The 20,967-nt window shown below is 66.9% G+C and carries 21 protein-coding genes and 1 riboswitch; of the genes, 4 read left to right on the plus strand and 17 right to left on the minus strand.

Features of this window, described 5'->3' with window-relative positions:
* The 5 genes from arsC to EJP67_RS00725 all read right to left on the minus strand — a co-directional run bounded on the left by arsC (position 1) and on the right by EJP67_RS00725 (position 5,582).
* Positions 1-381 (minus strand): arsenate reductase (glutaredoxin), encoded by a 381-nt coding sequence (gene arsC / locus EJP67_RS00705; RefSeq protein ID WP_126018385.1) that lies wholly within the window; start codon positions 379-381, stop codon positions 1-3.
* A 28-nt stretch (positions 382-409) separates the two neighbouring features.
* Positions 410-1,093 carry a glutathione S-transferase family protein gene (locus EJP67_RS00710; protein ID WP_126018387.1) on the minus strand — a complete coding sequence of 228 codons (684 nt, stop codon included), beginning with the start codon at positions 1,091-1,093 and terminating at the stop codon, positions 410-412.
* A 40-nt stretch (positions 1,094-1,133) separates the two neighbouring features.
* Entirely contained in the window at positions 1,134-1,646 is a 513-nt protein-coding gene (locus tag EJP67_RS00715; protein ID WP_126018389.1) for a 6,7-dimethyl-8-ribityllumazine synthase, read from the minus strand.
* A 110-nt stretch (positions 1,647-1,756) separates the two neighbouring features.
* A riboswitch (FMN riboswitch) is annotated at positions 1,757-1,928 on the minus strand.
* A gap of 99 nt (positions 1,929-2,027) precedes the next feature.
* The gene (locus EJP67_RS00720; RefSeq protein ID WP_126018391.1) at positions 2,028-4,214 is read right to left on the minus strand and encodes a TonB-dependent siderophore receptor; all 2,187 of its coding nucleotides are present in this window, start codon (positions 4,212-4,214) and stop codon (positions 2,028-2,030) included.
* A 273-nt stretch (positions 4,215-4,487) separates the two neighbouring features.
* Complete coding sequence (locus EJP67_RS00725) at positions 4,488-5,582, minus strand: DNA glycosylase AlkZ-like family protein (protein ID WP_126018393.1); 1,095 nt, start codon at positions 5,580-5,582, stop codon at positions 4,488-4,490.
* Positions 5,583-6,088: 506 nt separating this feature from the next.
* On the opposite strand from EJP67_RS00725, the gene EJP67_RS00730 reads away from it, so the two are divergent.
* Both EJP67_RS00730 and EJP67_RS33515 read left to right on the plus strand, forming a co-directional pair.
* Entirely contained in the window at positions 6,089-6,361 is a 273-nt protein-coding gene (locus EJP67_RS00730) for a hypothetical protein (protein WP_126018395.1), read from the plus strand.
* Positions 6,362-6,669: 308 nt separating this feature from the next.
* Positions 6,670-6,942 carry a hypothetical protein gene (locus EJP67_RS33515; protein ID WP_165909526.1) on the plus strand — a complete coding sequence of 91 codons (273 nt, stop codon included), beginning with the start codon at positions 6,670-6,672 and terminating at the stop codon, positions 6,940-6,942.
* Positions 6,943-7,020: 78 nt separating this feature from the next.
* Here the strand turns inward: EJP67_RS33515 and EJP67_RS00740 are convergent, their stop codons facing one another.
* The 9 genes from EJP67_RS00740 to EJP67_RS00780 all read right to left on the minus strand — a co-directional run bounded on the left by EJP67_RS00740 (position 7,021) and on the right by EJP67_RS00780 (position 16,426).
* A complete protein-coding gene (locus EJP67_RS00740) occupies positions 7,021-7,899 on the minus strand; it encodes a sugar phosphate isomerase/epimerase family protein (RefSeq protein ID WP_126018399.1) in 879 nt (292 codons plus the stop codon).
* A gap of 8 nt (positions 7,900-7,907) precedes the next feature.
* Positions 7,908-9,095, minus strand: a complete 1,188-nt coding sequence (locus tag EJP67_RS00745) for a dihydrodipicolinate synthase family protein (RefSeq protein ID WP_126018401.1) — start codon at positions 9,093-9,095, stop codon at positions 7,908-7,910.
* 1 nt (position 9,096) lies between these two features.
* Positions 9,097-10,272, minus strand: coding sequence for a Gfo/Idh/MocA family protein (locus tag EJP67_RS00750; protein ID WP_126018403.1), 1,176 nt, complete (start codon positions 10,270-10,272; stop codon positions 9,097-9,099).
* Between the two features lie 54 nt (positions 10,273-10,326).
* Positions 10,327-11,757, minus strand: a complete 1,431-nt coding sequence (locus EJP67_RS00755) for an enolase C-terminal domain-like protein (RefSeq protein ID WP_126018405.1) — start codon at positions 11,755-11,757, stop codon at positions 10,327-10,329.
* A gap of 16 nt (positions 11,758-11,773) precedes the next feature.
* Positions 11,774-12,553: an ABC transporter ATP-binding protein gene (locus EJP67_RS00760; RefSeq protein ID WP_126018407.1), complete on the minus strand. Its 780-nt coding sequence runs from the start codon at positions 12,551-12,553 to the stop codon at positions 11,774-11,776.
* A gap of 58 nt (positions 12,554-12,611) precedes the next feature.
* Positions 12,612-13,613: an ABC transporter substrate-binding protein gene (locus EJP67_RS00765; RefSeq protein ID WP_126018409.1), complete on the minus strand. Its 1,002-nt coding sequence runs from the start codon at positions 13,611-13,613 to the stop codon at positions 12,612-12,614.
* A 47-nt stretch (positions 13,614-13,660) separates the two neighbouring features.
* Positions 13,661-14,434, minus strand: a complete 774-nt coding sequence (locus EJP67_RS00770) for an ABC transporter permease (RefSeq protein WP_126018411.1) — start codon at positions 14,432-14,434, stop codon at positions 13,661-13,663.
* Between the two features lie 49 nt (positions 14,435-14,483).
* Entirely contained in the window at positions 14,484-15,479 is a 996-nt protein-coding gene (locus EJP67_RS00775; RefSeq protein ID WP_126018413.1) for a tripartite tricarboxylate transporter substrate binding protein, read from the minus strand.
* Positions 15,480-15,757: 278 nt separating this feature from the next.
* On the minus strand, positions 15,758-16,426 hold the full coding sequence (locus EJP67_RS00780; RefSeq protein ID WP_126018415.1) for a TetR/AcrR family transcriptional regulator: 669 nt from the start codon (positions 16,424-16,426) through the stop codon (positions 15,758-15,760).
* A 95-nt stretch (positions 16,427-16,521) separates the two neighbouring features.
* Between EJP67_RS00780 and EJP67_RS00785 the strand changes: the two genes are divergently transcribed.
* Positions 16,522-18,249, plus strand: coding sequence for a thiamine pyrophosphate-binding protein (locus EJP67_RS00785; protein WP_126018417.1), 1,728 nt, complete (start codon positions 16,522-16,524; stop codon positions 18,247-18,249).
* On the opposite strand, the gene EJP67_RS00790 is transcribed toward EJP67_RS00785, so the two are convergent.
* Entirely contained in the window at positions 18,212-18,508 is a 297-nt protein-coding gene (locus EJP67_RS00790) for a hypothetical protein (RefSeq protein ID WP_126018419.1), read from the minus strand. The genes EJP67_RS00785 and EJP67_RS00790 overlap by 38 nt on opposite strands.
* Before the next feature lie 103 nt (positions 18,509-18,611).
* On the opposite strand from EJP67_RS00790, the gene EJP67_RS00795 reads away from it, so the two are divergent.
* A complete protein-coding gene (locus EJP67_RS00795) occupies positions 18,612-19,391 on the plus strand; it encodes an AraC family transcriptional regulator (protein WP_126018421.1) in 780 nt (259 codons plus the stop codon).
* A 40-nt stretch (positions 19,392-19,431) separates the two neighbouring features.
* On the opposite strand, the gene EJP67_RS00800 is transcribed toward EJP67_RS00795, so the two are convergent.
* Positions 19,432-19,869 (minus strand): SWIB/MDM2 domain-containing protein, encoded by a 438-nt coding sequence (locus EJP67_RS00800; protein WP_126018423.1) that lies wholly within the window; start codon positions 19,867-19,869, stop codon positions 19,432-19,434.
* Between the two features lie 155 nt (positions 19,870-20,024).
* Positions 20,025-20,960: a DMT family transporter gene (locus EJP67_RS00805; protein WP_126018425.1), complete on the minus strand. Its 936-nt coding sequence runs from the start codon at positions 20,958-20,960 to the stop codon at positions 20,025-20,027.
* Positions 20,961-20,967: the final 7 nt, after the last annotated feature.

A 20,967-nucleotide genomic window follows, 5' to 3' on the forward strand; every position in this document is an offset into this window, starting at 1 on the left:
TCAGGCCGGCAGGATCTCGCGCACCCGCTCCCATGGCCGGCACATGAGCGTGCCGCGCGGCGACACCACGATGGGCCGCTGCAGCAGGATCGGGTGTTCCACGATGAAGTCGAAGATCTGGTCGTCGGTCCATTTCGGATCGGCGAGGTTCAGCTCTTCGTAGGGAGCCTCCTTGGTGCGCAGCAGGTCTCGCGCGCCCATGCCCATGGCCTTGGAGAGCTCGCGCAGCTTCTTCTTCGAGGGCGGCGTTTCAAGATAGAGAACGATCTCGGGCTCCACGCCGCTTTCGCGGATCAACTGCAGCACGTTGCGCGACGTGCTGCAGTTGGGCTTGTGGTAGATCGTCATCGGGTAGGCGGTGGTGGGGGTGCGTGCGGTCATGGTGCCGATGATAGAAAACAGGCGCCGCTCAGCTTTCCTGTGCGTCCATCGAGAACGGAAACCGCGCCTCCCAGAATTCCGCCAGGCGCGGATCGGCATCGACACGGCGCACCACCTGCGCCATGCGCGGCGCCACGCGATAGAAGCGCCGGCGGCGCGGCGTCCAGCGCGACACCACTGTCACGTACAGGTCGAGCATGCTGATCTTCTCGCCCAGCAGGTAGGGCGCGGGCTCGTCGATCTGCGAATCCATCAACTGCCAGCAATGCGCGATGCGCTCGGCGGTGCGTTCGAGCATCGCCGGCTGCGCGGCGGGGTCGGGCACGAGGCGCGAAGGCTCGTCGCGCACCCAGAACATCGAATAGATGGCGGCCGGCAGGTAGACCATCCAGCGCAGGTACCGCGCACGCAGCGGGTCGTCGGGCGCGGGGCAGAGTTGGGCCTCGGGATAGCGGTCGCCCAGCCAGAGCAGGATGGCCGCGCTCTCGGTCATCACCTCGCCCGAAGGCAGCACGAGCGCCGGCACCTGTCGCATCGGGTTGACGCCGGCGACCCGCTCGCGCTCGGCATCGCCCTCCCACGGGGCGATGTCGACGGTCTCGACCTGCGCTCCGATCAGCGTGAGCGCGGCGTGCACGGGCGTGGCGCCCGAGCCGGGGGCGCCGTAGAGGGTGTAGCGGTCTTCGCGGGCGGAGGTGGATGGCGTAGTCATCCGCGCAGGTTACGCAGGCCCGCCCCCGATGTCACGTAGGTCAGGCGGCCAGAAGCGCGTCCACCTTCTTCAGCCCTTCGAGCGTCTTCACGCAGGCCTCGGCCACTTCAGTGCCCTTCACCGCGAAGTGGCGGTGGAAGTACTTGCGGTGCTCCACGTGCTCGTGGAAGTGGTGCGGCGTGAGCACGGCCGAGAAGATCGGCACGTCGGTCTCCAGCTGCAGCGACATCAGCGTGCTGACCACCGTGTTCGCCACGAACTCGTGGCGGTAGATGCCGCCGTCGACCACCAGCGCGCAGCCGATGATGGCCGCGTACTTGCCCGAGTTGGCGAGCCGCTTGGCGTGCAGCGGGATCTCGAAGGCGCCCGGCACGTCGAAGATGTCGATGAGATCGCGCGCCACGCCCTGGCGCTCCATCTCCTCGAGGAAGGCGTCGCGCGCCTGGTGGACGATGTCGGAATGCCACTGCGCCTCGACGAATGCGATGCGCGTGCCGCGCGGCGAACCCGACGCGGTGACGGCGGAAAGGGGAAGGTCGTTGATCTGACTCATGGTGTGCCTCTTGAAGAAAGCAGGTTTCCTGAATCAGGGCGCACGAAACAGCGAGCCCGCTCGCGCGCCGGTTCGCCTGAAAAAGCGCAGCGCGCGGGCCGACCCGCATTTCGCGCTCTCTTTCATCCGGACTGTGACCGTCGGCTTCGGAATCGCACCGAAATCTGCTGACCCTGGAGCTCATTGCGAGCCCCAGGCGCTCGCGGGCTTGTGCTGCCTTTCCTTCCGGAACATGCCGCCATCACCGCCGGTGGGGAATTTCGCCCCGCCCTGAGAACGCTTGCCGCGCGGCGAACCGCGCAGCGGGGGCGATTCTAGGTGGCACCCACGGTGCCGGCCTGTCGCCCCCGCGCCAGACCTTCGCCCAGGCAAGGATTTTCCTCAGAAGCGATACGTGGCCGCCGCAGTCACGGTACGGCGCTGGCCGTAGAAGCAGTCGCCGCGCGCGAGGCAGGTGGTCAGCTGAACCTTGTCGGTCAGGTTGCCGACGTTGAGCGACAGGCGCAGCGGGCCGTTGTCCCAGGCGAACATCGCGTCGAGCAGCGTGACCGAGGGCACCGGGTTGGCGTCCATGCCGTCGTACGACTTGCCGAGGTAGCGCACGCCGCCGCCCAGCGAGAAGCCGGGCACGCCGCCGATGGAGAAGCGCCGCATCAGCCAGGCCGAGGCGGTGTGCTTCGGCACGCCCGAGATGCGCTTGCCCAGGTCGGAGCCGGTGCTGCGCGACACGCGTGCGTCGGTGTATGCGTAGGAGGCGACCCAGTCCCAGTCGCGCCCGATGCTGCCCTTGTATTCGAGCTCCAGCCCCTTCACGTGCACCTCGCCGAGCTGCACGCTGTTGAGCGGATTGGTCGGGTCGGTGGTCTTGCGGTTGGTGTCGCGCAGGTCGTACACCGCCGCCAGGAACGAGGTGCGCTGGCCTTCGGGCTCCCACTTCACGCCAGCTTCCCACTGCTTGCCGCGCTGCGGCTTGAATGGCTTGTTGTTCACGTCCGCGCCGCCCAGCGGCAGGAACGACTCGGCATAGCTCAGGTAGGGCGCCCAGCCGCCATCGGCCAGGTAGACGAGGCCGGCGCGCTTGGTGGTGGCCTTGTCGTCCACCGCCACCGCAGGGCGGCCTTCGGTGTTGGTGGTGGCCTTGTCGTGGCGCAGGCCCAGCAGGCCGATCCAGCGGCCGTACTTGACCTGGTCCTGCACGTAGATGCCGGCCTGCTTCTGCAGCACCGCGGGCTGCCGCGTGAGGAAGGTGGGCGCGGAGTAGTTGCCGTACACCGGCGCGTAGACGTCGAGCGCGCCCGCGCGGCCGCGGCCGGTGAGCTGCGAGGTCTCGTTGCGCTGGAAGTCCGCGCCGACGAGCAGCGTGTGCTCCGCCGCGCCGGTCTTGAAGTGCGCCTCGGCCTGGTTGTCGAGCAGCAGCATCTTGCCGCCGTTGAGCTGCACGATCAGGTCGCGCTCGATGGTGCGCTGGTCGGCATTGAACACCGGCCGTGCCGGGCGCCCCGTGAGCCGGTTGGCAGTGAAGCTGGTGTACGAGGAGTTGTAGACCACCTTGCTCTCGGTCGAGCGCAGGTTCTGCCTGAAGGTCCAGGTGTCATTGAAGCGGTGGCTGAACAGGTAGCCCAGCGAGGTGTTGCGCGTGTCGTAGCGGTCGAAGCCCGGCTCGCCGGTGAAGGTCGAGGTGGGAATCTGGCCGTACAGCGAGGGCAGCAGCGTGCCCTGCCAAGGGAAGAAGCCGATCAGCGAGCCGCTCTTGTCCTTCTGGTAGAGCGCCTGCAGCGTGAGCGAGGTGTCGGCGTTCGGGCGCCAGGTGAGCGAGGGCGCCAGCAGGATGCGGTCGTCGGGCACGTGGTCGACCTGCGTGCCGCTGTCGCGGTTGACGGCCACCAGGCGGTAGAGCCACTTGCCTTCGGTGTCCAGCGGCCCGGTGAAGTCGGCCGCGACCTGCTTGCGGCTGTGGCTGCCCAGCTGCACCTGCACCTCGCGCTGCCGCTCGGCCTGCGGACGCTTCGACACCAGGTTCAGCACGCCGCCGATGCCGCCCTGGCCGTAGAGCACCGAAGAGGGCCCGCGCAGCAGTTCGACGCGTTCCAGCGTGTACGGGTCGGCGCGCGTGGTGTTGTAGGTGCCGTAGCTTCGCTGCAGCCCGTCGAGGTACTCGATGGCATCCCCGCCGCGCACCTTGAAGCGGTCGACGCGGCTGTCGAAGTTGCTCGACACCACGCCCGCCGTGTAGTTGGTGGTCTCGCGCAGCGTGAGCGCGCTCTGCGCCTCCATCTGGTCGCGCGTGATCACCGAGATGGCCTGCGGCGTCTCGATCAGCGGCGTGTCGGTCTTGGTGGCGGTGCCGCCGCGCCTGGCGACGAAGCCGGTCACCGGGCCGGTGGCGGTCTCTCCCGCATCGCCGGTCACGGTGATGGTCGGCAGGGCCTTGCGGGTCTCGGCAGATTCGTCTTTTTCCTCGGCGTAGGCTGGTATGGCGGCGCCCAGCGCCATTGCGGTTGCGGCGAGCGTGGCGCGGCGGGTATGAGAAAGGCGCCAAGCCGGGCGGCGATGCTTCTTCGATGTCATGTGCAGCTTCTCCTGTGTCCTGCGTTTGGGGGGAGTGGCTGCGGCGTGCGCCGGATGTGGGCGCGCCATGGCTTCTCGTCTCTGATCCGGTGATTCCGTCGATCCGGACGAGCGCAACCGGCGGCTCGCTTCGGGCTGGCGGCCGGTGTGTTTTGTGGGTTCTTGTTGCGTCGTCGCGGGCAGCTTTTTCGGCTGCGGTCTTCGTTCCTTCGAAGACGGCTGGCGCCCGTTGCGGGCGGCTGGCTGAGGCCGGCGATTATAGGAAGAAAGATGTCAGCGCCCGGCGAGAAACAGCGTCATGCGCTGCAGTTCGTCGTCGAGCGCCGCGCGGAACTCCGCGTCGCGCGGCCTCTTGTCGGCATAGCCGAACATCGGCTTCAGCCGGCCCTCGGGTGAGTTGCCGAAATTGGCCCAGCCGATCACGCGGTCGTGCCACAGCATCGGCAGCGCGTAATAGCCGAACTGGCGCTTCGGCGCGGGCGTGTAGGCCTCGAACTTATAGGTCCAGCCCCAGAGCAGCTCGAAGCGGCGGCGGTCCCACACGGCAGGGTCGAAGGGCGCGAGCAGGCGCACCGCATCGTCGGGCGCGTGGCGGCGCGAGGCCGGGTTCTCGTCGGCGGGCCAGAACCAGGTGGTGCCGTCGATGCTGCAACTGGCGAGCTCCTCGCGCGCGATGCGCAGCGCGGCCTGCGTCTGCGCCGCGAGATGCGGCGCGCCATAGCCCAGCAGCCGCACGAGATACGTCAGGCTGGAGGCCGGCAGCGGCGCGTACTTGCGCACCACCAGCTCGATGAGCGCCGCCGCGCGGCGCGCGCGCCCGGCGGGGCTGTCGTCTGCGGGCACGTGCGTCACCGCCTCGTAGACGCGCGTGCCGCTGTCGCGCCGCACCACGCGCAGCATGCCGCGGTAGTGCATGCCGTCGAGCAGATGCGTGGTCGCGTTGCTGGAGCCGCCCCAATAGTTCTTGACGCGGCCGTGCGCGAAATGCTGCTCGACCTGGCGCGGATGCACCGGGCCGTGCTCCTGCACGTAGGCGAGCACGTCGGCCGCCTTGCGCCGCGTGTCGGCGTCCCATGCCTGCCTGGCCTCGCGCGGATGCATCAGCGCCAGATGCTCGCGCGGCAGGAAGCCGTAGTTGACGAGGCAGTCTTCCTCGACGGCGAGGCGCGTGTAGCGGCTTTCGAGATCGCCCGCGCGGTAGTCCTTCACGCGGTGGCGCAGCGTGAGGTCTTGCGCGCGTGCCGGGGCTCGGATCGGGTCGGCCTGCACGAAGCCGAGCCGGCGGATTGCGGCGGGCAGGGTCGTTGGCTTGAAGAGGGTGCGCGCCACTGCGTAGCGGCGCAGGTCGTCGAGGGTCGGGGCAGGCATCGGCGGATTGCAGCACAGGCGGGGCGGTTTCGCTTTGCTGGGTTTGTTTGTTGGCGCTGTTGTTCGGGGCGCGCTCACGCCGACGGGGTACCTTGCTCCGCGAATGTCCTCCGCCCTTCGGGCTCCCCCTTTATTTCGCTGCGCAAGGCACCCCATCGGCGTGAGCGTTCAGCGCCGCTGCGGCATTGGCTCATGGCCTACGCATGGCGCATTGCGGAAGCTGCATTTGTTGGCAGTCTGCGCGACTTCGTGCTGTGGCAGCGGCTACTTCGCCGGGTTCTTCTCTAGAGTGAATGCCCCTATCACTCGACGCCCCGCCAAGGGGGCAGAAAGGCGCCACCCACTCAAGTCACCCAGATGTTCGAAGGCTGCTTGCCTCGCGGCAGGTCGTCGGTGCGAAAGCAGCGATGCAGATGCGAGGTATCAAAAGGCGACGGCCGGAGTGTTATCAGCACCCCAGCCGTCTAACCAAGTTCGTGCACACACCTTGGAAGGAACGCACAAAAATGGCTACCAAGACTATAGCCCGGCCAACTACGCCGGTAGCTTCCGCAGAAACCGCCCAACAAGACCCGGCGGATCTTCTTGAAAACACCCTTACCCAACTCGAAGCTCTGCTGTGGGTCTGCCATGGGGAAGAGATCGACTGGTGCAGCGGGGATGGGCCTCGGCAATTGAACAACCTGCTCTGGCTTGCGGCTGAAATGGCTCGCAAGGCTGGGGAGTTGTTTCAGATGAGCGAGAAGGCGCGGCGTGGGGCGCCTGAGACCGGCGAGTAGCGGCCGGTCTGCGGGCTGCGGGTTTCGCGGCCCGCGTGAAGCCTTCGGGGTGAAGAGAATTAGGGGCGATTCCGACACAGCCGCATAGCCGCATCGACGAGCTGTTGCCGCACCGCTGGAAAGCCTTCGCGCATGGTTGAGCTACTACACTCGCTCGTGTGGCAGACAGTCTGTTCATCCCCATCTCGCAACCGCCCGCCGACGTCTTGGAGGTTGAGTCGCTCGTCGCCGAGGGGTTCCGCGAACTTGGGAGAGCGCCTCCGCGGTTGTCTCTGCGCAGAAATAATGACATCCCAGCCGCCAGCCTGATGACCTCTTTCCTCATGTTCGAGGGAGAAGGCCCTAACGACTTCTGCTGGGCCTCCATCCGCGAGGCGTCAATAGAGATCACAGAAGATTCCGGTCGACGCTACATGGTCGACGTCACCACCCGCGGCGACTGGAAGTTCGGAGGCGCCGTTGCATATGCATTCTGCAAGCACGAGGGAAGCTGTGTATTCAACGATTCGGGGGTGCTCGATGGCTTACCTCGATTCGACGCAGATTCGCTGCAAGACGCACTGCTAGCCGATCCGCCCTGACACGGCCATGATGGCGTTGCCGAACACTTACCCGGTGCCCTGTGCACGCGCCCCGAACAACGCGAGCACAGAGCAGCCCTAGACAGCCTGCTTATGCCGCTCGATACAGACGTCCAGCGTCTCAGCCCCAGGCCGCTGCCACCAGTCGAGATTCGAAAAAATCTCCACCTCGCTGAACCCCGCAAAGCCCGCGTCTTCCACCCACCCGCGGATCTTCTTCAACTCGACCACCCCATCCCCCATCATCCCGCGGTCACTCAGCAGGTCGCGCGTAGGCGTGAGCCAGTCGCAGACGTGGTACGCCAGCAGGCGCTCGCGGCCGGCGCGGGTGATCTGCTGCTGCAGCTTCGGGTCCCACCACACGTGGTAGATGTCCAGAGCCACACCGAGCATGCCGCTCCTGCCCGCGTCGAGTTCGTCGCACAGGTCCAGCGCGTGTTCGAGCGTGTTGATGCATGCGCGGTCGGCCGCCTGCATCGGGTGCAGGGGCTCGATGGCCAGCGGCATGCCGACCTCGCGGGCGTATTCGAGCGAGGCGGCGATGCCATCGCGCACCTCGGCGCGCGCGCGGCCGATGTCCTTGTAGGCGGCCTTGCCTTCGAGCGCGCCGGGCAGGGCGCCGACCACCAGCACTAGGCAGGGTGCATCGAGCGTCTTGGCCTCGTCGATGGCGCGGCGGTTGTCGTCGAGCGCGGCCCTCAGGCCGGCCGCATCGGGCGCGGGGAAAAAGCCGCCGCGGCAATAGCCCGAGAGGCCGATGCCGTGCGCCTTCAGCTGCTTCGCCACCTTGTCGAGCCCGACGGCTGCCACCTGGTCGCGCCACGGGCTGATGGCGCGGATGCCGCGTTCGGCGCACTGGTCGATGATGCGGTCCAGCGGCACCTCTGCGCCCGACTGCTTGCGCACGGTAGCGGTGTTGATCGAGAGCCAGTCGTGGTTCTGCGAGAAATCGCGCATGCTCGTCTTCAGCCTTCCACGCCGTGCAAAGCCAGTAGGGTCTTCATGCGCTGCACCGCCAGTTCGGGTTGCTCCAGCAGGTTGGCCGCGTCGGCCAGCCTGAACAGTTCCGCGAAGTGCTGCAGCGAGCGCGTGCTCTGCTGGCCGCCGACCATGGTGAAGTGCTTCTGGTGGCCATTGAGCCAGGCCATGAACACCACGCCGGTCTTGTAGAAGCGCGTGGGGGCCGCGAAGATGTGGCGAGACAGCGGCACCGTGGGGCCGAGGATGTCGTGGAACTTCTTCTCGTCGCCCTGCGCCAGCGCACCGAGGGCCGCGCTCGCGGCGGGCGCGATCGCGTCGAAGATGCCCAGCAGCGCATCGCTCTTGCCGTGCGTGGGCTCGCTGCCGAAGCCGTCGCCGGCGATCAGCTCGGCGTAGTTGAAGTCGTCGCCCGTGTACATGCGCACGCCCGGCGGCAGGCGGCGGCGCATCGCGATTTCCTTGTCCTTGTCGAGCAGGGAGATCTTGATGCCGTCCACCTTGCTCGGATGCGCGGCGATGATGCCCAACGCGGTGTCCATGGCCGCGTCGACGTCCTTCGTTCCCCAGTAGCCCGCCAGCGCAGGGTCGAACATGTCGCCCAGCCAGTGCAGCACCACCGGCTGCTTCGCCTGGCTCAGGATGCGGTCGTACACCCGTTCGTAGTCGGCCGGGCTCTTCGCCACGCGGGCCAGCGCACGACTGGCCATGACGATCAGCTTGCCGCCCAGTGCCTCGATGGCGGCCATCTGCTCTTCGTAGCCGCGGATCACTTCGTCGACACTCTTCACGCTGTCGATGTCCAGGTGGTCGGTGCCGCAGCCCGAGGCGACCAGCGCGCCGGGCACGTCCTTGGCTGCATCGAGCGAGCGGCGGATCAACTCCAGCGAGGTGGGCCAGTCGAGGCCCATGCCGCGCTGCGCGGTGTCCATGGCCTCGGCCACGCCCAGGCCCAGCGAGAACAGGTGGCGGCGGTAGGCGATGGTGGTGTCCCAGTCGACCGCGCACTGCAGCCACGGGTCGATGGCGGCCATCGGGTCGGCCACCACGTGGGCGGCCGAGTAGGCGATGCGGTTGAACTTGACGCCCGCATCGGGCTTCACCGGTGCGGTGCCGCGCAGCGCGTAGGGCGCGAGCGTGCCGCCGGCGGTGGGGAGGTTCAGCGAGAGTGCCATGTCAGACCTTCAGCGCAGGCACGTCGACCCAGCGGCGGTCATTCCACGACTCGAGCGCGGCCTCGACCAGCTGTACGCCCTTGGCGCCTTCGGGCAGCGTCCACTTGTAGGGCGCGTCTTCCACCACGTGGCGGATGAAGTGTTCCCACTGGATCTTGAAGCCGTTGTCGTAGACCTGCGAGTCCGGAATCTCCTGCCACTGGTCGAAGAAGTTCATGGTCTGCTTCTCGTCGGGGTTCCATACCGGGCGCGGCGTGGCCACGCGCGACTGGGCACGGCAGCTCGACAGGCCGGCCACGGCCGAGCCGTCGGTACCGTCGACGTGGAAGGTCACGAGGTCGTCGCGGCGCACGCGCGTGACCCAGCTCATGTTGATCTGCGCGATGACGGGCTCGCCGTTGTGGCCGGTGAGCTCGCAGGTGGCGTAGGCCGCGTCGTCGGCGGTGGCCTCGTAGGGCTTGCCGGCCTCGTCCCAGCGCTTGGGGATGTGGGTGGTGCCCAGGCAGCTCACCGACTTCACTTCGCCGAACAGGTTGTCCAGCACGTACCGCCAGTGGCACATCATGTCCAGGATCATCCCGCCGCCGTCTTCCTTGCGGTAGTTCCAGCTCGGGCGCTGGATGGGCTGCAGGTCGCCCTCGAACACCCAGTAGCCGAACTCCAGGCGCACGCTGAGCATGCGGCCGAAGAAGCCGGCGCGGCGCAGCATGTCGAGCTTGCGCAGGCCGGGCAGGAAGAGCTTGTCCTGCACGGCGCCGTGCTTCAGGCCCTTGGTCTTCGAAGCTTCTTCGGCCAGGCGGGCGATCTCCACGGCCTCGTTGAGGTTGGTGGCGATGGGCTTCTCGCAGTAGACGTGCTTGCCGGCGCGGATGGCCTTGGCCAGCAGGGCGGGGCGCATCTGCGTGGTGCCGGCGTCGAAGAAGATGGTGTCGTCCTTGTTCTCCAGCGCCTTGTCGAGGTCGGTGCCCCAGCGCGGGATGTTGTGGGCCTTGGCCAGCGCTTCCATCTTCTCGGCATTGCGGCCGATGAGGATGGGGTCGGGCATGACCTTGTCGCCGTTCGACAGCGTGACGCCGCCCTGGGCGCGGATGGCGCAGATCGAGCGGATCAGGTGCTGGTTCATGCCCATGCGCCCGGTGACGCCGTGCATGATGATTCCTAGACGTTGGGTGGCCATCGTTTTCTTCCTTGGGGTGCGAGAGATTTGTGCGGGCTTGACGCGCGCTTCGGTTCAGTAGACGGAACGCATCGCGTCCCACGAGATGCCGGCGCCTGGCTTGCCGGTGGCGAAGCCGGGCGCGGCGTTGAGCGAGGACAGGTCGAGTTGCCCTTCGCGGATGGCGAGGCGCACTGCGCCGTCGCTGGTTTCGTAAAGCCCCGGGTGGGCGCGCAGCAAAGCCTGCTGCTCGGCCTCGGGCGCCGCCGAGAGGCCGTTGACGTAATGGTGCCCGTTGCGCTCGACGTGCGAGAGGCCGAGCCAGGAGACGAGTGCCAGGTCTTGCTGCACGCCGATGCCGGCCTGCATGGTCAGGTCTTCGCCGGAGAGAAAGTAGCGTGGCTTCTCCAGCTCGGCATTCCACTGCGCGCAGCGCGCGGCGTTGATCACTGACTTGTAGAAGCTCTTGCAGCTCTTGCTCGACACGCCGGTGTAGCCCAGGGCACGGGCCTGCACGAAGGCGTCGAGCGTGGCGTCCGATTCGTCGATGAGCAGCGGAATGCGCTTGCCCAGCGCCGACACGTCGCGCTGCAGCGCCGCGTCGCGGCGGATCGGCTGTTCGACGAAGACCGTCTTCTGCGCGAGCTTCCACAGCGTGGGCGTGGAGAGCATGCGGTCGAGAAAAGTGGCGAAGTCGTCGGCGTCCGCGTACTGCTCGTTGCCGTCGAGTGTGACGAGCTGGGCCTGGCCGTCGATCACGCGGGCGATGCGCTGGAGCCGGTCGATGTCCTGCGCGATGTTGCCGCACAGCTTCAGCTTGAAATGGGTGTGGCCGTAGCGCTGCACGGCGGCCTGCAGCGTCGTGGGCAGGCCGTCGGTGGGTGCATCGGGCGAGACGTCGTACTCGTCGATGGCGTCCGCCAGCCCGACTGTGTGGCGGGCGGCGATGTTGCTACGCGGCGACTGCTTCGCGAGGAAGGCCGGCATGTCGAAGCCCGCGAGATCATCGACAAGGCCGCTGCCGGCAATGTCGATGCCGCAGAGGTTGCCGCTCATCGCCGCCGCGAAGCTGGCGCCGCTGTGCAGGCACAGCGCATCGAGCAGGGCGCGGTCGATCAGCGCAGGGCCGTAGCTGGCCACCAGCGGCTGCAGGCCCTTGGCCCTGGCGCGCGATTGCAGCGCGGCGTAGTTGGAGGCGAAATGCGTCCAGGCGGTCTGCGCATCGGGCTCGGCGGTGTAGGCCTCGCGGGCGTCGCGCAGCGCGAAGCGCAGCTGCTCGAAGTTCTGTTCGTTGTTCAGGGCCGGGTTCTTGTCGAACCACTTCGGAATCATCATCTCCGCCGCACAGCCCTCGGCCGTGCGGCCGTCGGCAAAGCGGATGCGCGCCTTCACGTAGATCTGCGGGCAGGCCGTGACGGTGGCGGCGCCGAAGCGGAAAGGCAGCCGCAGCGCCACGTTGCGCTCGGCGAAGCGGATCTCCTCGACGTGAAAGCGGATCGCGTCCATGGCCGGCTCTCGCTCTTCAGTGGTCCAGGATGCCCTGCGAGTAGAAATGCGCGCGCACCAGCTTGGTGTAGGCGCCGAACTCGGGCGAGGACATGACGTCCAGCGTGCGCGGGCGCGGCAGGTCGATGTCGTACACGGCGGCGATGGAGCCGGGGCGCTCGCTCATCACCATCACGCGGTCCGACAGGAAGATGGCCTCGGGAATGCTGTGGGTGATGAGCATCACCGTCTTCTTCGACGTCATCCAGATGCGCTGCAGCTCCAGGTTCATCTTCTCGCGCGTCATCGCGTCGAGCGCGCCGAAGGGCTCGTCCATCAGCAGCACAGAGGGGTCGTGCAGCAGGGCGCGGCAGATCGATGCGCGCTGCTGCATGCCGCCCGAGAGCTGCCACGGGTACTTGCCCTCGAAGCCCTTGAGGCCGGCCATCTCCATCAGCTCGCGGGCGCGTGCCCTGGCAGCGTCCATGGGCATGTGGCGCATCTCGGCCTGCAGCAGGATGTTGTCTTCCACGCTGCGCCAGGGCAGCAGCACCGCGCTCTGGAACACGATGCCCACGTCCTTCTGCGCGCCCTTGATCGGCTTGCCGGCCAGCGTGAGGCTGCCACCGCTGATGGGCAACAGGCCCGCCACCATCTTCAGCAGCGTGCTCTTGCCGCAGCCCGACGGACCGACGACGGAGACGAACTCGCCTTCCTTGATGGCGAAGTCGAGCGGCTTGAGCGACTCGACGGGGCCGTCCTTGCTTGGGTAGATCTTCGAGACGCCGCGCGCTTCGATCAGGTTGACTTGGGACATGGAATGCGTGAGAGGTGACTACTGCGGAAGGCGCGCGGGGTTCAGGACCGAAGGAAGGTCAGGGGAGGAAATCCAGAGTGACGTAGTCCTCGGGCTTGCCGCGCGTGGAGGCATCCATGCCGCCGTACTGCACCAGCAGGTCGAGCGAGTCGTTCACGTTCTTCATCTGCACGCGGAAGGGGCGCTGGTTGGCTGTTTCCTTCGTGTGGTAGAGCGCCACGCTCTGCTTCATGCCCACGATGAGCGTGTCGCGCACGCCGGCCTTGGGGTTGGCCTTGAGCATCGCGTCGACCGCGGCCTCGGGGCTCTTCTCGGCGGCTTCGGCGGCCTTGGTGGAGGCGCGCATGAAGCGCTTCACCAGGTCGGGGTTCTCGGTCAGCAGGTTCTTGTTGGCGATGATCCCGGAGCTGATCTGGTTCACGCCCGAGTCGGCAAAGCGGATCGGCGTCACCGGCTTGCCGGTGGCGTCCTGCAGCTTGATGGCCTGGTCCATCACGTAGCCCAGCAGCAGGTCGGCCTGGCCGTTGGTCACGGCATTGAGCTTGGTCTGCGCGTCGCCCGAGACGGTCTTGATCTGGTCGGGCTTGATGTCGTTGACCTTCAGGAAGAGCGGCCACATCTGCGACATCGAGTCGCCAGGCGTCACCGCCACGGTCTTGCCGATGATGTCCTTCGGCGTCTTGATGTTCTTCTCGCTGAAGCCCATCACCGACATCGGGCTCACCTGGAACAGCACGCCCGTCGACTTCAGCGGCGCGCCCTTGGCGGCGGCCTTGATCATGGTCGTCACGTCGATGTAGCCGAAGGTCGCCGACTTGGCGGCCACCGCCTGCGCGGTGACGGCGGAGCCGCGGCCTTCCTGGATGTCGAGGTCGATGCCCTCCTCTGCGTAGAAGCCCTTTTCCTTGCCGAGGAAGAAGGGCGCGTGCTCGCTGTACAGGTACCAGTTGAGCATCAGCGTGACCTTGTCCTTGGGCTTGTCGCCCTGCGCATGGGCAGGTGCGATGGCGAAGGTGGCGAGCGCGGCCGCGGCGAGCAGCGTGGGAAGCAGTTTCTTCATGGTCTTGTCTCCGGGAGTTGTTGGCTTTGCGAAGGAACTCGTTGAACTCAGTGCACGTGGCGCTGCGAGGCGTGCCAGGGAATCATCACGCGCTCGACCAGATCGACCGCGACGAAAAGAATGACGCCGATGCTCGAAAGCACCACCAGCGCCGCGAACATCAGCGGCAGGTCGAAGTTGCCGTTGGCGACCTGCAGCACGTAGCCGATGCCCGAGTTGGAGCCGACGAACTCGCCGACCACGGCACCCACCACCGCCAGCGTGACCGACACCTTCAGGCCGCTGAAGATCTGCGGCAAGGCCTGCGGCAGGCTGATCTTGAAGAAGGTCTGCAGGCGGCTCGCGCCCATGGAGCGCGAGAGGTCGAGCATGTCGGGCTCGACCGACTTGAAACCCATCACCGTGGACACCACTACCGGGAAGAAGCCCAGCAGGAAGGCGCTGATGACCTTCGGGAAGATGCCGAAGCCGAACCACACCACGAAGAGGGGCGCGATCGCCACCTTGGGAATGCTCTGCGAGAACACCAGCAGCGGATACACGTACGACTCGATGACGCGCGAGTAGGCGATGACCATCGCGATCGGAATGCCGATGAGGATCGTCAGCCCGAAGCCGCCGAGCGTGGCGAGCGTGGTCTTCCAGCTCTCGGCGAGCAGGCGCGGCCATTCGGCGACGAGCTGCTTCACCACCTCCCACGGCGGGGGAATGAGGTAGGCCGGAATCCTGAACAGGCGGATCGCCAGGTCCCACAGCACCAGCAGCAACAGGATCAGGAGGAAAGGGCGCAGGGCCGGGGAGAGCAGGAGCTTGCGGAACATGGCGGGAGCCGGGGCTTTCGGGAGAGCGAGGGGAGCGTGCTTGCGTTGCTTACTGTTGGACCGAGAGACCGGCCGCCTTCACGAGTTGGGCGTTGCTCGCGATCTCTTCCTTGATGTAGGCGTCGAACTGCTCGGGCTTGAGCGTCCAGGCGTCGGCGCCCAGCTTGGCGAAGCGCTCCTTCACCTCGGGCGTGGCCAGTGCCTTCGCCACCTCGGCGTTCAGGCGCTCGACGATGTCGCGCGGCGTCTTGGCCGGCGCCATCATTCCGATCCAGAAGTTGAACTCCGAGCCAGGCACGCCGGCTTCGCTGGTGGTGGGCACGTCGGGCAGGGCGGCCGCGCGCTTGGGCGAACCCACGGCCAGTGCCAGCAACTGGCCTTCCTTGATCTGGCCGATGACCGGTGCGATCGGCGAGAAGTAATAGTCGACGCGGCCCGAGAGCACCTCGGTCACGGCCTCGCCCGATCCCTTGAAGGGGATGTTGGTCGCGTCGATCTTCGCGGCCAGCTTGAACTTCTCTGCGTTCAGGTGCGTGGCGCTGCCCTGGCCGGCGGAGGCGAAGTTCATGCTGCCGGGCTTGGCGCGCGCGGCGGCCAGCAGCTGCGGCAGCGTCTTGATGTTCTTGCCCGGCGAGATCACGAGTGCGTTGGGCAGCGACGAGATCGGCGTGACGCCCGCGAAGTCGTGCACCGTGTCGAAGGGCAGCTTGGCGAAGGTGGAGGGGCTCACCGTGTGCGACGACGAATGGATCATCACCGTGTAGCCGTCGGGCGCAGCCGTGGCCACCGCCTGCTGGCCGATGGTGCCGCTCGCGCCGCCGCGGTTGTCGATCACCAGCGTCTGGCCCATGCTGGCGCTCATCTTGTCGGTGATCGCGCGGGCAATGATGTCGGTGGTGCTGCCGGCCGCGAACGGCACGATCACGCGGATCGGCTTGTTCGGATAACCGTTCTGCGCCGCCGCCAGCCCCGGCAGCAGCGCCGCGATGCAGGTCAGCGAGGCAAGGACGGTGGTGCGTACGGCACTGCTGGCAATGAACTTCATGGATGTCTCCGCGCGGTCGGGCCGCATTCTTGAAATCAATCAATTCACCATCGAGTGAATTGCTGATTGTAGGAACGGCCGCGCGGGAGCGTCAACGGGCGCTCCCTAGTGAATACCCGCAGGAGGAGGTTCGGTGGTTTTCGGATGCGATCGCGTCGTGCGCGGCTGTTGGAGCCGGCGCGGCGCAAGGCCGGAAACATCGTGGAAGCTGCTGGAGTTGCCCCCTCGGATGGGGTTGGCGAAGCGACGCGAAGTGCCGCGCAGCCCGGCGGCGAACCCTATTTCAAGACGTAGCCGAGAACCAGGTCGGTCATGTGCGAAAGGCGTTGCGCCATCGCCTTGGGCGCACGCAGGTCGCGACCGAAGATGGCCGATAGCGTGTGGTTGTTCGAGAGGTAGAAGTAGCAGAGCGACGCGATGGAGATGTAGAGCTGCACCGGGTCCACGCCCGCGCGGAACAGGTCGCCGCGGCGGCCGCGCTCCAGCACGGTGTCGAGCAGCTGCACCAGCGGCGAGTTCATCTCCTGGATGCGTTCCGAGCGCTTCAGGTGCGCCGCGCAATGCAGGTTCTCGCTGTTGAGCAGCGTGATGAACTCCGGGTGCTCGAGATAGTAGTTCCAGGTGAACGACACCAGCTGGCGGATCGCCTCCACGGGGTCGATCTCTTCGAGGTGCAGGCGCTGCTCCGCCTCGCGGATGTCCGCGTAGACGCGCTCCAGCACGGCAAGGAAGAGGTCGTCCTTGCTGCCGAAGTAGTAGTAGATGAGGCGCTTGTTGAGGCCCGCGCGCTCGGCGATGCTGTCCATGCGCGCGCCCGCGAGGCCGCGCGCGGAGAACTCGTCGCGGGCCGAGGCGAGGATGGCCAGCTGCGACCTGTCCGCGTCGCGCGAGCGGGGTTCCATGGCCTCGATGGCGATGTCGGGCGTGGGGTCCTTGGAGGCCTTCATGGCGCGAATTTAACCAATTGGGGAATTAACGCAAGGCGTCTGGAGCGGGCGCACATAATTGCCGGAGACATTTGCAGCTGAGGTTCCTACTTCCCATGAGTACATCACAACCCGCAGGCCACCTGATCGTGGAGTGCCTGGTAGAGCAAGGCATGGAGATCGCATTCGGCGTGCCGGGCGAGAGCTTCCTGGCGGTGCTCGATGGCTTCCACACCTACCGCGACCGCGCGCGCTTCATCGTCAACCGGCAGGAGGGCGGCGCCGCCTTCATGGCCGAGGCGCACGGCAAGCTCACCGGCCGGCCGGGCGTGTGCTTCGTCACCCGCGGGCCGGGCGCGACCAATGCGTCGATCGGCGTGCACAACGCCTTCCAGGACTCGACGCCGATGGTGCTGTTCGTGGGCGACGTCGGCAGCGACTTCCGCGACCGCGAGGCCTTCCAGGAGGTCGACTACGCGAGCTTCTTCGGGCCGAGCACCAAGGGTTTCGCCAAGCGGGTCGAGCGCATCGACGACGCGAATCGCATCCCCGAATACATCGCGCGTGCCTTCGCCACCGCCATGAACGGGCGGCCGGGGCCGGTGGTGCTGGTGCTGCCGGAAGACATGCTGCGCAGCGAGACCACCGCGCGTCCGCTGGCGCGGGTGGAGGCGGTGGAGCCATGGAGCGACCCGGGCGCGCTGCGCACCCTGCGCGAGTTGCTGCTGAAGTCGCAGCGTCCGCTGGTGATTGCTGGCGGCGGCGGCTGGACGACGCAGGCCGCGCAGGCGCTGCAGCGCTTCGCCGAGAACTGGCGCCTGCCGGTGGCGAATGCCTTCCGCTTCCAGGACACCTTCGACAACCACCATCCGCAGTACGCGGGCGACGTCGGCATCGCCATCAACCCGAAGCTGGCGCAGCGCGTGAAGGATGCCGACCTGATCCTCGCCATCGGCCCGCGCCTGGGCGAGATGACCACCAGCGGCTACACGCTGCTCGAGGCCCCCAAGGCGAAGCAGACGCTGGTGCATATCCACGCGAGCGCCGAGGAGCTCAATCGCGTCTACCAGGCCGACTTGGCGATCAACGCCGGCATGAGCGCGGCCGCGCGCAGCCTGGAAGTGCTGAGCGCGCCGCCGACGCTGCCCTGGGAAGAATGGACGCTGCAGGCCCATGCCGACTACGAAGCCAACCTCGTGCCGCAGGCGCTGGCCGGCATGCCTGCCGAAATGCCGCGCGGCCCGGTCGACATGGCGCAGGTCGTCGCGCTGCTGCAGAAGCACCTGCCCGCGGATGCGGCCATCACCAACGGCGCGGGCAACTTCGCGAGTTGGGTGCATCGCTACTTCCGCTACAGCGGTCTCGCCAAGGGCGCGAAGACGCAGCTGGCGCCGACCAGCGGGGCGATGGGCTACGGCGTGCCGGCGGGCATCGCCGCCAACCTGGCGACGGGGCGCGTGGCCTTCACCATCGCGGGGGATGGCGATTTCCTGATGACCGGGCAGGAGCTGGCGACGGCTTCGCAGCACGGAGGCAAGAGCATCATCGTGCTGCTCAACAACGGCATGTTCGGCACGATCCGCATGCACCAGGAGCGCGAGTACCCCGAACGCACCAGCGGCACCGCGCTGCGCAACCCCGACTTCTGCGGACTTGCGCGCGCCTACGGCTACGCGGCCGAGCGGGTGACGGAAACGGCGCAGTTCGAGGCGGCCCTGCTGCGCGCGCTGGAGGCCAACACCGGCACGCTGATCGAGATTCCGCTCGACCCCGAGGTCATCACCACGCGCGGCACGCTGTCGTCGATCACGCGTTCGGCGAAGCAGCAGCAGGCACAGGGCTGAGCGCGGCGCGATGGCGGGCCACCTCCTCGCGCAGGAACGGCGAGCGCAGCTCGAAGACGTCGAACAGGCCGAGTGCGTCGAGGGTGGGGATCAGCGAGGCGAAATCCTGTTCGGCGGCCTGCCTGTCGGAGGCGGATGTGCCGGCGTCTTCGAGGATGCGCGCGTTGGCGAGGAAGGCGGCGACCGATCCCTTGCGCAACGTGCGGCCGTTGATGGTGGTGAAGTCTTCGCCATCGGGGAGTATGTCCTGGGCTTTCATGGAGGCTGTTCCTTGGTTGGAGTCGAGAGGGTTTCGATGCTAGGCAGCGCCGCCTCTTCGGGCTTGCGGGGCGGGGCCAATCGATACCTCCCGCGGGCCACCCATGGCTGAACGGACACCCGCGACGCTGTGGATCAACGCCTACGAGGCGGCGCGCGTCACCGGCTATCACTCGCACGAGACCGGGCAGCTGTTCGCCTTGCGGGAGGGGCTGCAGGTCATCGAGACGCCGTCGGGCCGCTGGGTGCAGCCGCCGGGGTGGATCGGCTGGATCGCGCCGCGCTGTGCCCATGCGGCGCAGACCTTCGGCGCCACTGCGGGCTGGAGCCTGCACATCGATGCGACGACGGCACAGGCGTTGCCGGGCGTGCCGCACGTGTTCGCGGCGACGCCGCTGGTGCGCGCGCTTGTGGACCGCCTGACGGGCATGGAGGCATCCGAGCCCCTGCTGGAGCCCCGCCGAGGGCGTCTGGTGGGCGTGCTGATCGACGAGCTTGCCGCGGGCGACAGGCCGTCCCTTCATCTGCCGATGCCGCAGGACAGCCGGCTGGCAGCCATGGCTGCAGCCCTGGCCGACGACCCGGCGCTGCCGGACGGCATCGACCGATGGGCCGATCGCATCGGCATGGCACGAAGGACGCTCACCCGCCGATTCGCTGCCGAGACGGGACTGAGCTTCGCGCTGTGGCGCCAGCAGGCGCGGCTGCTCAAGGCGGTGGAACTGCTGAGCTTGCAGGAGAGCGTCACCGCGGTCGCGCTGACGGTGGGTTACAGCTCCGTCAGCGCCTTCATAGAGGCATTCCGCAAGCACTTCGGCTGCACGCCGGCGCGTTTTTTCGAAGAGGGCGGGGCGATGCCGCAGGCGAAAAAAAAGCCCGCATGAAGCGGGCTTCTTGATTCAGGAGCGCGAGGCCCCCGAAGGCTTACTTGACGTGCTTGCCGATCAGCGCTGCCAGTTCGAACATCGACACTTGCGGCTTGCCGAAGATTTCCTTCAGCTTGGCGTCGGCGTTGATGTTGCGCTTGTTGGCCTTGTCCTGAAGGTTGTTCTTCTTGATGTAGTCCCACAGTTTGCTCACGACAGCGGTGCGCGGCAGCGGCGTGGAGCCGACGACGGCGGCCAGTGCCGGGCTGGGGGTCAGTGCCTTCATGAACGCGGCGTTGGGCGTGCGCTTCTTGGCGGGAGCTGCCTTCTTCGCGGGGGCCTTCTTGGCAGGAGCAGCCTTCTTCGCCGGTGCGGCCTTCTTCGCAGGAGCCGCCTTCTTCGCAGGAGCGGCCTTCTTCGCCGGAGCCGCCTTCTTTGCAGGAGCGGCCTTCTTTGCCGGAGCTTTCTTGGCCGGAGCCTTCTTTGCAGTTGCCATGGTTGATTTCCTTTTTTGGTTGAACACTCACCAATGAAAAACTTGCGTCTCCAGTGGCACTGCGGATGCTAAATGAGAAAAAACGCGTTTCCAAGGGAAAAAGCGCTTTTTTCATTGGGAGTTGTTGTTTTTTCAGAGGGGAGAAGCCCCGTTTTTCACGTTCGGCGCCCAGGCCACGTTGCAAGCACCACGCCGATGAGCGCAACGACGAACGCAACCAGCTGTGGGGAAGAGAGGCTTTCGCCGAGCACGAGCACGCCTACGAGGGCCGCGCTCACAGGCAGCAGCACGGCGAAAACACCCGCTTGTGCGGCTGGTACGTGGCGAAGTCCGGTCATCCAGAGCCACACCGTCCAGATGCTCGCGGCCAGTGCATAGGCCACGAGCAGTGCCCAGGTGCCGAAGCGCACGGCAGTGAAGTCGAACTGCAGCGCGAACCAGATGCCGAAGGGCATCGACAGCACGAAGCCCCAGAGGTTGATGAGCGAAGCGATGCGCTTGGGTCCGAGGCGCCCGGTGAGCGACTTGCCGATCACCGCATAGGCCGTCTCGCAGAGCACCGCGCAGAAGACGAGCAGATTGCCGAGCCAAGGCATCGACGTCGACGTAGATGCGGCCGCGGTGGAAGCCGGCGCATGCGATGCCGAAGGCGACAGCGCCAGCAGTCCGATGCCGATTGCCGCGCAGGCGATGGCCAGGCCGATGCGCACCGTGATGCGCTCGCGCAGGAATAGCCAGCTCGCGACGGCGACGCACGCCGGGATCGACGCCATGATCACGCCCGCCGACACTGCGCTCGTCAGGCTCACGCCGAAGAGCATGCAGATCGAGAACAGGAAGTTGCCGAGGAAGGACTCGAGGAACACCAGCCAGCGCGTGCGCGTGGTCATCGGCGGTTCGTCGGGCGAGCGCTTGAGCCAGTGCGGCATTGCCAGTGCCGCGATGCCGAAGCGCAGCCAGGCGAGCAGCAGCACCGGAAAGGCGGCGACGAGGGGTTTGGAGAGGGCGACGTAACCGCCGACGAGCGACATGCTCAGGGCCAGGCAGCCATAGGCCACGAGGCGGCCTGATGCGGGGGCAGCGGAGTTCAATAGACTG

The organism is Variovorax guangxiensis (assembly GCF_003952165.1).
Lineage (GTDB): Bacteria > Pseudomonadota > Gammaproteobacteria > Burkholderiales > Burkholderiaceae_C > Variovorax > Variovorax guangxiensis.